Genomic DNA, 14319 nt, shown 5'->3' on the forward strand with positions numbered 1-14319 from the left:
AGATTTATACTTAACTGCCCGCGACTAGCGCAGATCTTTTACCGCGACGTGGTCCATGTCATCAAAGACCTGGTTTTCACCGACCATACCCCAGATGAAGGTATACGCCTTCGTCCCCACACCGGAGTGAATTGACCAGCTTGGAGAGATAACCGCCTGCTCGTTATGCATCACGATATGGCGTGTTTCCTGCGGTTGACCCATCATGTGGAATACGCAGGCATCCTCATCCATGTTGAAGTAGAAATAGACCTCCATGCGGCGCTCGTGGGTATGGCACGGCATGGTATTCCACAGGTTGCCCGGCGCCAGCTCGGTCAGCCCCATGCTGAGCTGGCAGGTCTCCAGCACATCCGGAACGAAGTATTTGTTGATGGTACGACGGTTGCTGGTGAGGTTATCGCCCAGCGTCACCGGGGCTACGTCTGCCGGGGTAACTTTTTTGGTAGGACAGGTGGTGTGAGCCGGGGCGCAGTTGTAGTAAAACTTCGCTGGCGTGCTGCCATCGGCGCTGGCAAAGACCACCTCTTTCGCGCCCTTGCCGACATACAGCGCGTCGCGGTGACCAATTTCGTAGCACTGGCCGTCAACCGTAATGGTGCCCGGCCCGCCAATGTTAATCACGCCCAGTTCACGCCGTTCCAGGAAATAGCTCACGCCGAGCTGCTTACCCACTTCCCCACCCACGGAGACAGTTTTGGTCACCGGCATAATTCCACCCACAATAATGCGGTCAATGTGGCTGTAGACCATGGTGTAGCGATCGGCTTCGAACACCTGCTCAACTAAAAATTCACTGCGCAGCCCCTGCGTGTCGAGGGTTTTGGCGTGCGCGCTGTGGATGCTTTGTCTGACGTCCACGATAACCTCCAGAATGGATCGTGCCCGAAGGCAGAAAATTAACGAAACGACGTTCCGTTTTAAGGATAAGCACAGTGTAAACGCCCATAATGGGGTTTTCAATTACATTTAAAACATCGTTTCATTTTTTGTGATTCTTTATACCAGAAATGGTGTTCCGATCACGGAAGCGTCAGGATTCGCCGCTTCATCTCCCTCAAACTGACAAACTGCGCGATAAGTCACACTTAATAAAACAGTGTTTTGATAATTTAACACCTACTTTTTAATCTTATTTTATTGCCGAAAGGAGCGCATTATGGCTAAAGGTATGCGGGTCAAGCTGAACTACGAGATCGGCCGGGATCCGGATACAGGCGTCGAAGTCACGCGTCTGACCCCGCCTGAAGTAACCTGTCATCGCAACTACTTTTACCAGAAGTGCTTCTTTAATGACGGCAGTCATCTGCTGTTCGCCGGAGCGTTCGATGGTCACTGGAACTATTACCTGCTGGATCTGCAGAACGCCGAAGCCGTACAGCTGACGGAGGGCGCAGGCGATAACACCTTTGGCGGATTTCTCTCCCCGGACGATCGCGCCTTCTACTATGTGAAGAACGATCGCACGCTTATGGAGGTCTCTCTTGAGACACGGGCAGAGCGTGAAGTATACCGCGTCCCGGATGACTGGGTCGGTTACGGCACCTGGGTGGCGAACAGCGACTGCACCAGCCTTGTGGGCATTGAAATTGCGAAACGCGACTGGACACCGCTGAACGACTGGCAAATTTTCCACGACTTCTTCCATAAAGGGCCACACTGCCGGCTGCTGCGCGTGGATCTGAAAACCGGCGAGAGCTCAATCATTCATGAAGAGAAGAAGTGGCTGGGGCATCCTATCTATCGTCCGTTTGATGACCATACGGTGGCGTTTTGTCACGAGGGACCACACGATCTGGTCGATGCCCGGATGTGGCTGGTCAACGAAGATGGCACCGACATACGTAAAGTCAAAACGCATGCACAAGGTGAAAGCTGTACCCACGAATTCTGGGTCCCGGATGGCTCCGCGCTGGTATACGTCTCGTATCTGAAAGGCCAGCAGGGTCGTTCCATCTGCCGCTTCGATCCACAAACCGGCGTGAATGAGACGATAATGCAGATGCCATCCTGTTCACATTTGATGAGTAATTTCGACGGCACGTTACTGGTGGGCGACGGTTCCGGCACACCGGTGGATGTGAAAGACACCCACGGTTACACCATCGATAACGATCCCTATCTCTACGCCTTTGACGTGGCCAAAAAGCGCTACTATCGCATCGCCCGTCATGACACCTCCTGGGCGACGGTAGAAAATAGCCGCCAGGTCACCCATCCGCATCCCTCCTTTACACCGGACGAGAAAGCGGTGCTATTCAGTTCCGATAAAGACGGTAAACCTGCCCTCTATATTGCGAAACTCCCCGCGCAACCGGATATGTTGTCTGCATGATTTAAAAATGTGTTTCTGTAACTGGCCTTGCCCTCCTTACGGAGGGCTTTTTTTGCTCTGAACGTTTTGCCCGGTGACGCTGCGCTCACCGGGCCTGGAGGGAAATATCAGAAGGAATACGCCACGCCTAAACGGAAGCGGGTCTGACGTTCATCGCTCTCTTTCACACCCACGTTACCCACCTCAACATACGGCGCCCAGTTTTTATCCCATTTATACGCCAGCTTCGCGTTATATTCGGTGGAATAATCTTTATTATTATTACGGACCATCCCTTCCGTACTTTTTGCATAAACATAATTCAGTTCGGTACGCCAGTCTCCCATGACCCAGCCGACCCAGGCATCACCACGGTTAACTTTGTCATCGTCTTTATTAGAGCTCGACGGATAACGGGTATATTCATAACGGTAACGCGCGGCCACGTAAAAGCCATTATCGAAACTGTATTGCATGTGCAGGTTCGGTTTATAAATGGTACGGCTGTCGTTACTCTCAAGCGTGAACGCGGGAGTCAGCGCAATATTCTCTGTCGCTTTCCAGCGCCAGCTAATTTGATCTTCATGACCGTTACCCACCACATCCGCAAACGGCTGGTCGGCCTTATCGCCACCCGATTTCCATTTCGCTTCTACAGAAAAACCGACGCCATTCGCAAAGCGATGCGAGACTGAAACACGGTCTGCATTTGCGCCGTTGTCGATGTATTCATGACGCAGATCGACGGTCACCGCCTGCGCGGCGAAAGAAGTACCAATAAGAGAAGCTACAACCAGAGATTTGTTAAACATGACAAAAACCCTCAATTAAAATAACGTTTCATTTTTATGAAATGGCAGTTTATTTTTTAATAAATGCTATTTTAGTGAGCAAGATCGTAATTATTTGTTTCATTTTTTTCGGTACAAATCGGCGTGATACACGTCAACAAACAAGTGGGATTTAGGCGAAATTAATGGAGGGAGATCACGTCAGGCAGGAATAACGCGCATAAAAAAACCTCCCATCGGGAGGTTTTTTTATGAAGGAAGGGATTAACGTTCGATAGCCAGCGCTACTCCTTGCCCACCGCCGATACAGAGCGTGGCAATGCCTTTACGGGCGTTACGCTTTTTCATCTCGTGAACCAGCGATACCAGAATGCGGCAGCCGGAAGCACCGATGGGATGACCGAGCGCAATCGCACCGCCGTTGACATTCACCCGCAGCGGATCCCACTCCAGCATTTTGCCCACTGAGATCGCCTGCGCGGCAAAGGCCTCGTTGACTTCAATCAGATCCACATCGGAAAGCTGCCAGCCCGCGCGATCCAGGCAGCGGCGGGTCGCATACACCGGCGCGATCCCCATTAATGCCGGATCAACCCCCACGCTGGCAAACGCCTTAATCCGGGCCAGCACGGGGAGATCCAGTTCCTGCGCTTTGCTTTCGCTCATCATCATCACCGCCGCCGCACCGTCGTTAATCGAAGAGGCATTTCCCGCCGTGACCGACCCTTGCGTTTCAAAAGCAGGATTGAGCATGGCCAGCCCTTCTGCGCTGGCATCGGTTCGCGGCTGCTCATCGGTGTCGACGACAATCGTCTGACCGTTCTGACGCTGGGTGCACACCGGGACAATTTCATCGCGAAAACGCCCGGAATCAATCGCGGCACGCGCTTTCTGCTGCGAGCTCAACGCGTAAGCATCCTGCAGCTCACGGCTTATACCGTACTCACGCGCCAGGTTTTCCGCCGTCACGCCCATATGATAATCATTAAACGCGTCCCACAGCCCGTCATGCACCAGGCTGTCGAGCAACTGGCTGTTACCCAGCTGCGCGCCGGTGCGGCTGTCGGTGAGGACATGCGGCGCGCGGCTCATGTTCTCCTGCCCACCGGCAATGACCACATCCGCTTCACCACACTGGATGGCCTGCGTGGCAAGATGCAGCGCCTTTAACCCTGAGCCACAGACGTCGTTGATGGTGATTGCCGAGACGGTGTTGGGCAGGCCGCCTTTTAGCGCCGCCTGACGGGCAGGGTTTTGCCCGGCGCCGGCCGTCAGGACCTGTCCGAGGATCACCTCATCGACTTCATGTGCCGGGATCCCGCTGCGCTCCACCAGCGCTTTAACCACTACGCTACCCAGTTCAACAGCCGAGTGACGCGCCAGCGCTCCCTGAAAACAGCCGATAGCTGTACGCAACGCACCCACTATAACGACATCTTTCATCACCACCTCTGCGTTAAAGGACATGACGATAGTAGAGGATTGTTACTGGCATTTATCTTAATTGTTTAAAAATAGTGAGTTTAATCACAAGGATCAGCGTGCGTCCTGCAGATACTGCCGCAGCCAGCTTCCGGCGACGCCGGGAGGGGATCGTTTATTCCACAGCAAATCAATACCGATCGCGCGAGGCCAGCCAGGGACATTCAACTGCACCAGCGATTTCGCGGCGGCAAATTCTTCCACCAGCGCACACGGCAACACGCACCAGCCAAATCCCTGCACCGCCATACTCAGCAGTAACAGGTAATTCGGTGCCGACCAGACCGGCCCCCGGGCGAGCGTTGCCTCACGCTCAAGGTAGGTGCTGAGCCGCAGTTCCCGCCAGCCGTGCAGCTCATCGGCCTGCACTTCATGTTGCCCGGCCAGAGGATGCGTGGTCGCGACATAAATCGCCATCCGGGTTTGCATCGGCAGCCGGGTGACGCCGATATCGGTCGGGTAAGCGTCACGCGCCTCCGTCAGGCCAACCTGCGCCCTCTCCTTTTGCAGCAGATCGATGACATCCTCTTCCTCGCCAATCAGGCACTCAAATTCCGTATGGGGAAAACGCTGGTCAAACTGGTTCATCAGATCTTCCAGCACGTCCGGGTTAAGCGTATCAGAGAGGACAAACGTCAGGCGCGCCTCCGTTTGCGCGGTCAACGATACCGCCAGTTCGTCCAGCCGCGTGCTGGCGGCGAGGATCGCCTGGACATAGCCCAGCACCTGCTCTCCCTGAGCGGTTAACACCGGCTGGCGCGCCGAACGGTCGAACAGATCAAAGCCGAGGTCAGCTTCAAGATTGGCAATCGAGGTGCTGATTGTTGACTGGCTTTTACGCAGCCGCCGTGCGGCAGCAGAGAAAGAGCCCGCTGCCACGGTTTCAACAAACGCGGTAAGGGCTTCAGGTGAGTAGCGCATAACCTATCTACTTTATCGATGGATACCATCTTTAATATATCACCTTTAGCGATAAAAATAGGCGCCATCAACGCCCATACCGGCGAATTAATGAGGTCGAAAGCTATGCAACATCAGGATGCACTCCAACGTAAACTGCCGGAGCGGATCTTCCACGCGGTCTGCTTTGAGGGGATTGCCACGGCGATCCTCGCCCCAACAGCAGCGTGGCTGATGCAGCGTTCCGTGGTGGAGATGGGTGGGTTGACCATTATCCTCGCCACTACGGCCATGCTCTGGAACATTATCTATAACTTCGGTTTCGACCGTTTCTGGCCTGTCCAGCGCGTAAAACGCACGGCAAAAGTCCGCGCGCTGCATGCCCTGGGGTTCGAATGTGGGTTTATCGTGATTGGCGTGTCGATTGTCGCTGCGGTTCTTGGCGTCACGCTGGTGCAGGCATTCACGCTGGAAATAGGTTTCTTCCTGTTCTTCCTGCCCTACACCATGTTCTACAACTGGGCGTATGACACGTTACGTGAGAAATTCCTGAAGCGCCGTCAGCAGCGACGCGCTCTGGCGGGCTAACTCCCCCCTGGCCGGACGACTGGTCCGGCCAAACTCCGTCGAAGCAACTGCGCTCTCAACGCATAACTATGGTAAATTGCACTCCATTCTGAATGGTTTGCTAGTTGATACGTTGCTCTAATGTCGAAAATTTGGTCAAAAGATGAGACTCTGTGGAGTTTCGCTCTCTATGGCACGGCCGTGGGCGCAGGAACGCTGTTCTTGCCCATCCAGCTGGGCTCCGCAGGCGCTATTGTCCTGTTCATTACCGCCCTTGTGGCCTACCCATTAACCTACTGGCCGCATAAAGCGCTGGCGCAATTTATCCTGTCGTCAAAAACGAAAGGCAATGAAGGGATCACCGGCGCGGTCTCCCACTACTACGGCAGGAAAATCGGGAATCTGATCACCACGCTCTATTTCGTCGCCTTCTTCGTGGTGGTGCAGATTTACGCCGTGGCCATCACCAATTCATTAACCGAGCAACTGGCAAAAAGGATGACGGTGGATACCGCCACTCGCGTGCTGGTCAGTTTTGGCGTGGTGCTGGTATTGAATCTTATCTTCCTGATGGGGCGACATATCACGATCAAAGTGATGGGCTTCCTGGTGTTTCCGCTGATCGCCTATTTCCTGTTTGTCTCCCTGTACCTGACCGGCAGCTGGCAACCCTCACTGCTCACCAGCCAGATGGCGTTTGATCGCCACACTTTGCATCAGGTGTGGATCTCAATCCCGGTGATGGTGTTCGCGTTTAGCCATACGCCGATTATCTCCACCTTTGCCGTCGATCGCCGCGAGAAGTTCGGTGACGCAGCCATGGACAAGTGCAAGAAAATCATGAAGGTGGCGTATCTGATCATCTGCCTGAGCGTGCTGTTCTTTGTGTTCAGCTGCCTGCTCTCGATTCCGCCGTCCTATATTGTGACCGCAAAAGAGCAAGGGGTGACGATCCTGTCAGCGCTGTCGATGATGCCCTCTTCTCCGGCCTGGCTCGGCATTTCCGGCATTATTGTGGCGATTATTGCCATGTCGAAATCGTTCCTGGGCACCTATTTTGGGGTGATTGAAGGGGCGACGGAAATCGTAAAGTCGTCGCTGAATCAGGTCGGCGTGAAGAAGAGCCGCGCCTTTAACCGTGCGATTTCTATTCTGGGCGTGTCGCTGATCACCTTTGCGGTCTGCTGCATTAACCCGAACGCCATTTCGATGATTTACGCCATCAGCGGTCCGCTTATCGCCATGATCCTGTTTATCATGCCGACGCTGTCGACGTACCTGATCCCCGCCCTGAAGCCGTATCGCTCCATTGGCAGCCTGCTCACGCTCATTGTTGGCGTGCTGTGCGTGTCGGTGATGTTTGTCGGCTAACCCTCGCGTGCCCGGCCTTCTGCCGGGCGCGTCTGATTTTTACAGTGGAAACGGTCTGTCCTGCACGACCGTTTTCATCACCAGCGTAGAGCGAAGATGCTGTACGCCTGGCATGGCAGAAAGTTTCTCGTCATACAGTTTCTGAAAAGCCGACAGATCGCGGGTGACAACATGCATCAGGTAGTCGGGATCGCCAAATAATCGCTGGGCCAGCACGATTTGCGGGATCTCTTCCACCGCCTCTTCGAACGCGCTGACCGCTTTCTTATCACCCTCTTTCAGGGTGGCAAACACAATCGCCAGGAAATTAAACCCCATTTTGGCGGGATCGAGATTGGCGCGATACCCCGTAATGGCTCCGCTCTGCTCCAGCGCACGTACGCGTCGGTGACACGGAGAGAGACTCAGGTTCACCCGCTCCGCCAGCTCCGTAAGAGATAAACGGCCATCAGCCTGCAGTTCAGCAAGAATTTTTCGATCGATGCTATCCATATGGAAGATTTTCTCAATTTTAGCGTTTTATGAGCATAACATTGAAAACTCATTTCGTACCGATACCGATATTCTTTCTCTCCGGGTAATTCAGGTACAGGAGTTTCACAGACGATGGAAATGAGTATTGTGGCCGGTTTTTGGGTGGTGTCCTTCCTGCTCATCATGACACCGGGTGCAGACTGGGCCTATGCGATCAGCGCCGGGATCAACGGGCGGCGCGTAGTGCCGGCGGTGATGGGGCTGATGTCCGGGCATCTGCTCGCCACGCTGGTCGTAGTGGCGGGCGTGGGTGTGTTGATGGCTCAACATCCACTGGCATTATCAGGGCTGACAATTGCGGGGGCGGTTTATCTGCTGTGGCTCGGCATCACGCTGTTACGCCATCCTGCTGCGCCGGAAAACACCGTACAGCATGCAGGAAACTGGAAACAGTGGGCGGTGAAGGGATTATGTATCAGCGGGCTCAACCCAAAAGTCTTCTTACTGTTTCTGGCGTTGCTTCCGCAGTTTACCGATCCAAAGGGAAGCTGGTCGATTGCCACGCAGATGTCAGCCTTGGGTGTGATGCATCTTATCACCTGCACACTAGTCTATTTGCTGGTGGGATATGGTTCGAAAGCGGTGCTGGCGACCCGTCCGCAGGCGGCACGTGCGGTGAGCATGGCCTCAGGGGGGATTATGGTGGCGATCGCGCTGGGATTGCTGCTGGAGCAGGTGAGATAAAAAAACACCGGCCATCGCCGGTGTGTTTTACGCCCGAATATCGTCATATTCCCGCGTGTTATCAAACTCATGCTTCGCAAACGGACACAGCGGGATAATTTTGCGATTCTCACCGCGCATTTTCTCCACCACCTTCGCCACCAGCTGCTTACCAACCCCTTGCCCCTTCAGGCTCGGATCGACATCAGTGTGCTCAATAATACTCAGATGCTCACCTGTGGGCACGAAGACAATCTCTGCAACCTGATTGCCGTTCGCATCGTTTACATAAAACTTGTTATGGCCTTCCAGAATATCCATGGTTCCTCGCTTATTTTTGGCGATACTGCAGCGCACCGCTCGGGCAGGTATCAATCACGCGTACAACGGTTTCCACGTCCACTTCATCAGGAATGATCCACGGTTTACGTTTCAGATTAAACAGCTTTGCGCTGCCGCGAACGCAGTTACCGGAGTGTTTGCAGATCCCGGTATTGAAGTAGACGTCAATTTTCTCCCCGGTATAGGCCCGGTAACCCGCATCCAGTAGTTCTTTATCCATGACATTGCCTCTGTAATTATTATCGTGCTGAATGAAGCATAGCCTTACGGGATCCTGATGGCTATAACGTATAGCGTTTTCTTGCCGGATTGTTTCCCCTGCGTGCATGACTGACGCAGACGGGGTGGCTGCGTCAGCCTGGCTGATTATTCCCGCCGGGATATTTAAAATTAAACAAGTTTAATCTGAAGATGTATCGGTTGTTTACGATAATGTCCGCTCTGCTTATTTAACACGAGTCCCCCATGAAGAAACGGTCATTATTACTGACTCTGCTCAGCCTCAGTTTATTAACCGCCTGCAGCGCTTCTGCGCCTGATAAGGTTGAACAAATCCATCATCTGCAGATCCCATTAGTTTTACCCGGAGAAAAACCGCCAGAAATTCCGGCATCGCATATCGCTGCGCTGTATCAGGAAAACAAATTTCAGATTGATCGTTTAACAGCGCAGTTGAAATCAGATTATTTACAACAGACTACCGCGAAAGATATTTTTACCGAAGATAGCCCTGTTCAGCCGGTCTTCGCCTCGCTGACTAAACTTGAGCAGCTGGAAATGGTTAATCAGCAGTACCTGAAAGATAAAAACGTCACGGGACTGCAAAAGATTAACATTGTCCTTCAACCTTTAGTCACCGGTTAAATGCCAAAAGCCCAACTGCTGAACAGTCGGGCTTTTGTAACGGAAAGGATGGCAAAGATTAATCGTGCTGTCCAAATCGCCATGTCAGACCTGCAGTCACAGAGCTTACGTCGCTGCTGACGCCAATCTGGTTGGCATTACCCACGTTGCTTACCCATTGATATTCCAGACGGCCCGCTAAATTTTTGTTAAACGCATACTCCGTCCCGACTGCGGCAAGCGGGCGAACGCCTGTTTCAAAACGATTGTGACCACTTACATCAGACTCAGCACGATAGGCCATCGCCCCGGCACGACCATAGATATCCCAGCTGTCAGTCACGGCATAGCTGGCTTTTAAGGACATCTGCAGCCCCTGGCTTTTCATTTGTGCCCCCGCGCTATGTTTGCCTTTGATCTGCATATTGCCTAAATAATCGTAACCGCCTTCCAGTGCCAGCCACGGAGTCATCTGATAACCCGCGTATACCCCACCACCGACATTATCATGATCGATATTATACTGGTTCGAGCCATTATTATTATCGCTCGCTTTCGATCCGGTGCTGGCGTCAAAATAGTGTGACCAGCCGAATTTAGCACCGCTATACCAGGTGCCTGTATCTGCCGCTGCAAATGCAGACGTTGCGGTAAAAGCGTTAGCCAGAATTAATGCAACAAGTGTCTTTTTCATAGAAATCCCGTTTACTCTGTTGAATATTTCAGTGAGCAAACGATATCGACAAACACGACGATCGCGAAATCATTTTCTGTTTATTTTTAAATTTTAAAATGACTCTGGCAAATGCCCTACCTCCAGTAAATATCCGCCACGTTTGAACGCGATATATTTACCTTGCTTAAGTGCAGATAATACATTGAGAATACTGCTGCGGGAAAGAAGCGTACGATCCTGAATATATTCCAGAATAGTTGTTCGCATCCGCACCTCATCGGGCAGTAATATCATCTCCTGCAGATAGCTGCGAATCACGGAATAGGTGCGCTGCTGCACAACCTGGGCATCACGATAAATGAGATAGGCCGTATGGTACGACAGCAAGGCTGCCACATCCTCCCAGACGCCCTGTTCACGAAATCGCGCGGCGGCTTCATCTGCATCAGCACGCAAAATCAGAGACTCCCGTTCTGCGCGTAGTATATGTCCTTGCGTCGGCTGGATCATCTCGGCAATGCCGAACAGATGAGGCTCAAAAACGCTAACTAACAGCAACCCGTCAGATGCCCGCAGCAAAGAAAGCTCTCCTTCCTGAAAAAGATACATTTGCTGGCGGCCTTTATGTTTCCAGGTAATCCGCTTACGCGGCGCGAGCTTCACTTTTTCCGCAATGGGTTCAAGTACCGCCGTCAGGCGTTCAATGGAGTGTTCAGGGCGAACAGGAGGCAATATATGCATGACACCACCTTTGGGTATTCGATAATGGCCAGTATAGACCACAGCGGCCATCACTCAGACTGGTATGAGGGAATGAAGGTATATCAGAGGGTATGGCATACGTAAAAAGATAATTTGTTTATTTTTGAACTTTACCCGCATGACACGTGATAAGTATGCCCGATTTCCTGAAGTGCTTACATGAATATCAACGTAAACAATGGGGAGAATAAACGATTTAAAAACCCTGCACTCACCCTCTTATTTCTTAAGATTATTCCTAATTCAGCGATAATTATTTTAATATTTTTAATTGATTACAAAATCGCAACCCTTAATAAAGCTTTTAGCGTTTTGAATTGTATATACCACCTGACTATTCTCATTCCTGCCGATAACAACCGGGTAATGATGATGAGAAGTTCGTGCTTCTCAGGATTTTATTTATTCAAATTATCAGGCGGTTAGCAGAACTGAGTGACTTAAATCACGCATTTCGTAAGGACTATCTTTCAATGGCGAAATTCTTCGCCACGCTGTCACAGGAGTCAGACATGAGCGAAAATTTAATCTGGTCAGGAAAAGTTGACGCAAAAAATGCCGAAGGGACAAATACAGGAGTTGCCCTCAAAGCGGGAGAGATAATTACTATTCTGGCCAGTGGTTGGGCCAGGAATGGAAGTGAAAATTTTGCGCTTACCGCACCACAGGGGCGTATTCCCCGAGAGGGTGAAACGCTAACGTTACGCAATCCTTCGCTTCAGGCACGCCTTGGTAACGAAAATTATCCGGTTGGTAATCATAAATACCGCTGGTCGGTTCCAGCTGAAGGGACGTTGACGCTGTTTTTTGCCGATGGCAAAGACCAGTACAAAGACAACGCCGGTGAATTCAGCGTTGAAGTGTATCGCGAGGCGGATATTTCCGTCGCGGCGCCAGCTCCGTTTGAAGATTTAACCAACTTTGAGCGCGATAACTGGAATAACTGGCAGGCCGGACCTGCCGGGCACGATCTTTACCTGGTTGACGCCAGCACCCGCGCTGTCGAGTTTATTACCAGACCTAATAAAAACCATGCTGGTGAGATCCTCAAAAAGACGCTGACAGGTCTGACTGCCGGGCATGAATATACCTGGACGGTGAAAATTGCGCGCATCATAGGAAAATATGAAGCGCCAAAGGTTTCGCTGCGTGCAGATGGCAAAGACATTTCCGCCCCCCTGGAACTGAAGCAGGCAAATGAATGGGTAACCCTGAGTGGAAAATTCAAAGCCACGGGCAGTCAGGCTGAACTCGCGGTAGTCAGCCATGTGTCAGCCAGTATGGGAAATGATTTCCGTATCAAGGAACTAAAAATAAAGGGTTAACGTCAAAAACGTCGGACTGCTATTTAGCGAGAATGCTGGTTGGCAGTGCGATGTTCAAAATTGCTTACAGTAAGTAAATCAGCCAGAAAGCTTTAAACAGAGTCGCTTAGGATTTAGTCTTTAAGAAAGGTCTGGAGCGGGCGAAGGGAATCGAACCCTCGTATAGAGCTTGGGAAGCTCTCGTTCTACCATTGAACTACGCCCGCTTTGAGGTGCGTAAAGCATTATAGACCTTACGCCTCTTCATACAAGCCTCTTCACAACTAAATGGCGATAAAATAATCACTTAGCACTTCGGCTTGCTGCCCTGTGCCGGAAGATAACGCTGCGGGTCGATGGCGGTGGCCTTATAACGGATCTGGAAGTGCAGCTTCACCGTATCCGTCCCCGTGCTGCCCATGGTGGCGATCTTCTGCCCCGCCTTCACGTTCTGACCGTTATTAACCAGCATTGTGTCGTTATGCGCATAAGCCGTGATGTAGTCTTCACCATGCTTAATCATGATCAAATTACCGTAACCGCGCAGCTGGTTGCCCACATACACGACCTTCCCTGCTCCGGAGGCATAAACCGGCGTACCGCGCGCGGCGGCAATATCGATGCCCTTATTGCCGCCTTCAGACAAGGAGTACGGCAACACAACTTTGCCGCTGGCCGGCCAAATCCAGCAGCGCTGTCCGACAGGCGGCCAGGAGGATTGCGGCACCGCATAGGATGGCGTCACTTTGGCGGTTTTGCCTTTCGACGAAGATTTTTTGCCCGAGGATGAACCGCCATTAACCTTCAGCTTCTGCCCCACTTCGATGGTATATGGCGGAGAGATATTATTCAGACGCGCCAGCTCCTTTACGCTGGTCCCCGTCGCACGCGAAATCCGGTACAGCGTATCCCCGCGCTTCACGGTATAGACCGCGCCGGAATAGCTGCCCATATCCGAAGATTTACTCCCTGAACAGCCTGCCAGTAATAGCGTCAGCATCAGGCAGAACACGGCAGTGATGGGGTTTCTCGTCAGGCTTCCTGCAAACAAAACAGATCCTCGGTCAGCGTGAATGGCGCCCTATAATACCAGCCCAAACAGATATGGGTCAGCCCTTTTCCGCTCTGTGGAACAAACCGTTCGTACCGGAATGCAGTATAATGACATCGCTGGTGGTGCTGAACCATCCGCATGGTTAGCACTGGAGCATCAATGAGTATTCAAGAACACGTTATTTTGGTAAATGACCAGGGAATGGTGATTGGCACTCAGGAAAAATACGCTGCACATACCTCCCATACCCCACTCCATCTGGCGTTCTCTTCCTGGCTCTTCAATGCCAAAGGGGAGTGTCTTATCACCCGTCGCGCATTAAGCAAAAAAGCCTGGCCGGGCGTCTGGACGAACTCAGTCTGCGGCCATCCGCAATCTGGTGAAGCGATTGATCAGGCCATTGTGCGCCGCTGCCGCTATGAAGTGGGAGCCGAAATTACCGGGATCACCCCTGTCGCCGCTGAGTTTCGCTACTGTGAAACCGATCCTTCCGGGATCGTCGAAAATGAGATTTGCCCGGTCTTTGCCGCCAGGATAACGAATGAACTGACGATCAACAGTGATGAAGTGATGGCATACGAATGGGTTGATCTGGAGGCGTTGTTCCAGGCTCTGGATGCCACACCGTGGGCCTTTAGCCCCTGGATGGTGATGGAAGCGACGGCGGCACGCGAAAAACTGCGGGCCTTCGCCGCCAAATAAAAAAGCCCCGGCGA

General features: G+C 52.2%; 17 protein-coding genes and 1 tRNA gene. 7 read left to right on the forward strand and 11 right to left on the reverse strand.

The genetic code is table 11. From position 1 onward, the window contains the following. Positions 1-24: 24 nt before the first annotated feature. The gene (kduI, locus tag ACQG22_RS19130; protein WP_062730105.1) at positions 25-861 is read right to left on the reverse strand and encodes a 5-dehydro-4-deoxy-D-glucuronate isomerase; all 837 of its coding nucleotides are present in this window, start codon (positions 859-861) and stop codon (positions 25-27) included. Positions 862-1159: 298 nt separating this feature from the next. Between kduI and ACQG22_RS19135 the strand changes: the two genes are divergently transcribed. Continuing rightward, complete coding sequence (locus ACQG22_RS19135) at positions 1160-2335, forward strand: oligogalacturonate lyase family protein (protein WP_029883167.1); 1176 nt, start codon at positions 1160-1162, stop codon at positions 2333-2335. A gap of 107 nt (positions 2336-2442) precedes the next feature. Here the strand turns inward: ACQG22_RS19135 and ACQG22_RS19140 are convergent, their stop codons facing one another. From ACQG22_RS19140 to ACQG22_RS19150, 3 genes are all read right to left on the reverse strand, one after another. Then, positions 2443-3126, reverse strand: a complete 684-nt coding sequence (locus tag ACQG22_RS19140) for a porin (RefSeq protein WP_194500310.1) — start codon at positions 3124-3126, stop codon at positions 2443-2445. Positions 3127-3369: 243 nt separating this feature from the next. After that, a complete protein-coding gene (locus tag ACQG22_RS19145; RefSeq protein WP_023620438.1) occupies positions 3370-4548 on the reverse strand; it encodes an acetyl-CoA C-acetyltransferase in 1179 nt (392 codons plus the stop codon). A 93-nt stretch (positions 4549-4641) separates the two neighbouring features. Then, positions 4642-5508: a LysR family transcriptional regulator gene (locus ACQG22_RS19150; RefSeq protein ID WP_013098580.1), complete on the reverse strand. Its 867-nt coding sequence runs from the start codon at positions 5506-5508 to the stop codon at positions 4642-4644. Between the two features lie 105 nt (positions 5509-5613). Here ACQG22_RS19150 and ACQG22_RS19155 point away from each other — a divergent pair, with 105 nt between their 5' ends. Further along, positions 5614-6075 carry a multidrug/biocide efflux PACE transporter gene (locus tag ACQG22_RS19155; RefSeq protein ID WP_029883166.1) on the forward strand — a complete coding sequence of 154 codons (462 nt, stop codon included), beginning with the start codon at positions 5614-5616 and terminating at the stop codon, positions 6073-6075. 120 nt (positions 6076-6195) lie between these two features. Beyond that, positions 6196-7425, forward strand: a complete 1230-nt coding sequence (locus ACQG22_RS19160; RefSeq protein ID WP_044157536.1) for an amino acid permease — start codon at positions 6196-6198, stop codon at positions 7423-7425. Between the two features lie 39 nt (positions 7426-7464). On the opposite strand, the gene ACQG22_RS19165 is transcribed toward ACQG22_RS19160, so the two are convergent. Next, positions 7465-7917 carry an Lrp/AsnC family transcriptional regulator gene (locus tag ACQG22_RS19165; protein ID WP_013098583.1) on the reverse strand — a complete coding sequence of 151 codons (453 nt, stop codon included), beginning with the start codon at positions 7915-7917 and terminating at the stop codon, positions 7465-7467. 114 nt (positions 7918-8031) lie between these two features. On the opposite strand from ACQG22_RS19165, the gene ACQG22_RS19170 reads away from it, so the two are divergent. Continuing rightward, entirely contained in the window at positions 8032-8643 is a 612-nt protein-coding gene (locus tag ACQG22_RS19170; protein ID WP_029883164.1) for a LysE family translocator, read from the forward strand. A gap of 27 nt (positions 8644-8670) precedes the next feature. Here ACQG22_RS19170 and ACQG22_RS19175 read toward each other — a convergent pair whose 3' ends face one another. Together ACQG22_RS19175 and yjdI are read right to left on the reverse strand one after the other, a co-directional pair. Then, positions 8671-8943, reverse strand: a complete 273-nt coding sequence (locus ACQG22_RS19175) for a GNAT family N-acetyltransferase (protein WP_013098585.1) — start codon at positions 8941-8943, stop codon at positions 8671-8673. 10 nt (positions 8944-8953) lie between these two features. Then, on the reverse strand, positions 8954-9184 hold the full coding sequence (gene yjdI / locus ACQG22_RS19180; RefSeq protein WP_013098586.1) for a 4Fe-4S mono-cluster protein YjdI: 231 nt from the start codon (positions 9182-9184) through the stop codon (positions 8954-8956). A 245-nt stretch (positions 9185-9429) separates the two neighbouring features. Here yjdI and ACQG22_RS19185 point away from each other — a divergent pair, with 245 nt between their 5' ends. Next, on the forward strand, positions 9430-9828 hold the full coding sequence (locus tag ACQG22_RS19185; protein WP_058683456.1) for a hypothetical protein: 399 nt from the start codon (positions 9430-9432) through the stop codon (positions 9826-9828). A 58-nt stretch (positions 9829-9886) separates the two neighbouring features. On the opposite strand, the gene ACQG22_RS19190 is transcribed toward ACQG22_RS19185, so the two are convergent. Together ACQG22_RS19190 and ACQG22_RS19195 are read right to left on the reverse strand one after the other, a co-directional pair. Continuing rightward, a complete protein-coding gene (locus ACQG22_RS19190; RefSeq protein ID WP_029883162.1) occupies positions 9887-10501 on the reverse strand; it encodes an outer membrane beta-barrel protein in 615 nt (204 codons plus the stop codon). A 93-nt stretch (positions 10502-10594) separates the two neighbouring features. Then, entirely contained in the window at positions 10595-11224 is a 630-nt protein-coding gene (locus ACQG22_RS19195; RefSeq protein ID WP_013098589.1) for a helix-turn-helix domain-containing protein, read from the reverse strand. A 533-nt stretch (positions 11225-11757) separates the two neighbouring features. On the opposite strand from ACQG22_RS19195, the gene ACQG22_RS19200 reads away from it, so the two are divergent. Then, positions 11758-12570 carry a LecA/PA-IL family lectin gene (locus ACQG22_RS19200; RefSeq protein ID WP_230210013.1) on the forward strand — a complete coding sequence of 271 codons (813 nt, stop codon included), beginning with the start codon at positions 11758-11760 and terminating at the stop codon, positions 12568-12570. Between the two features lie 132 nt (positions 12571-12702). On the opposite strand, the gene ACQG22_RS19205 is transcribed toward ACQG22_RS19200, so the two are convergent. Next, positions 12703-12776: transfer RNA gene (locus tag ACQG22_RS19205), tRNA-Gly, on the reverse strand. Between the two features lie 80 nt (positions 12777-12856). After that, complete coding sequence (actS, locus tag ACQG22_RS19210) at positions 12857-13600, reverse strand: amidase activator ActS (RefSeq protein ID WP_013098606.1); 744 nt, start codon at positions 13598-13600, stop codon at positions 12857-12859. A gap of 162 nt (positions 13601-13762) precedes the next feature. Here actS and idi point away from each other — a divergent pair, with 162 nt between their 5' ends. Continuing rightward, positions 13763-14305 carry an isopentenyl-diphosphate Delta-isomerase gene (idi, locus tag ACQG22_RS19215; RefSeq protein WP_346720807.1) on the forward strand — a complete coding sequence of 181 codons (543 nt, stop codon included), beginning with the start codon at positions 13763-13765 and terminating at the stop codon, positions 14303-14305. The last annotated feature ends 14 nt before the right edge of the window (positions 14306-14319 follow it).

The organism is Enterobacter cloacae complex sp. 309I3 (genome assembly GCF_050031595.1).
Lineage (GTDB): Bacteria > Pseudomonadota > Gammaproteobacteria > Enterobacterales > Enterobacteriaceae > Enterobacter > Enterobacter cloacae.

What these genes read in the sequence shown, in the direction of transcription:
- ACQG22_RS19135 (WP_029883167.1), top strand. Translation starts at nt 1,160, where the DNA reads ATGGCTAAAGGTATGCGGGTCAAGCTGAACTACGAGATCGGCCGGGAT.
- ACQG22_RS19140 (WP_194500310.1), bottom strand. Translation starts at nt 3,126, where the DNA reads ATGTTTAACAAATCTCTGGTTGTAGCTTCTCTTATTGGTACTTCTTTC.
- ACQG22_RS19145 (WP_023620438.1), bottom strand. Translation starts at nt 4,548, where the DNA reads ATGAAAGATGTCGTTATAGTGGGTGCGTTGCGTACAGCTATCGGCTGT.
- ACQG22_RS19150 (WP_013098580.1), bottom strand. Translation starts at nt 5,508, where the DNA reads ATGCGCTACTCACCTGAAGCCCTTACCGCGTTTGTTGAAACCGTGGCA.
- ACQG22_RS19155 (WP_029883166.1), top strand. Translation starts at nt 5,614, where the DNA reads ATGCAACATCAGGATGCACTCCAACGTAAACTGCCGGAGCGGATCTTC.
- ACQG22_RS19160 (WP_044157536.1), top strand. Translation starts at nt 6,196, where the DNA reads ATGTCGAAAATTTGGTCAAAAGATGAGACTCTGTGGAGTTTCGCTCTC.
- ACQG22_RS19165 (WP_013098583.1), bottom strand. Translation starts at nt 7,917, where the DNA reads ATGGATAGCATCGATCGAAAAATTCTTGCTGAACTGCAGGCTGATGGC.
- ACQG22_RS19170 (WP_029883164.1), top strand. Translation starts at nt 8,032, where the DNA reads ATGGAAATGAGTATTGTGGCCGGTTTTTGGGTGGTGTCCTTCCTGCTC.
- ACQG22_RS19175 (WP_013098585.1), bottom strand. Translation starts at nt 8,943, where the DNA reads ATGGATATTCTGGAAGGCCATAACAAGTTTTATGTAAACGATGCGAAC.
- yjdI (WP_013098586.1), bottom strand. Translation starts at nt 9,184, where the DNA reads ATGGATAAAGAACTACTGGATGCGGGTTACCGGGCCTATACCGGGGAG.
- ACQG22_RS19185 (WP_058683456.1), top strand. Translation starts at nt 9,430, where the DNA reads ATGAAGAAACGGTCATTATTACTGACTCTGCTCAGCCTCAGTTTATTA.
- ACQG22_RS19190 (WP_029883162.1), bottom strand. Translation starts at nt 10,501, where the DNA reads ATGAAAAAGACACTTGTTGCATTAATTCTGGCTAACGCTTTTACCGCA.
- ACQG22_RS19195 (WP_013098589.1), bottom strand. Translation starts at nt 11,224, where the DNA reads ATGCATATATTGCCTCCTGTTCGCCCTGAACACTCCATTGAACGCCTG.
- ACQG22_RS19200 (WP_230210013.1), top strand. Translation starts at nt 11,758, where the DNA reads ATGAGCGAAAATTTAATCTGGTCAGGAAAAGTTGACGCAAAAAATGCC.
- idi (WP_346720807.1), top strand. Translation starts at nt 13,763, where the DNA reads ATGAGTATTCAAGAACACGTTATTTTGGTAAATGACCAGGGAATGGTG.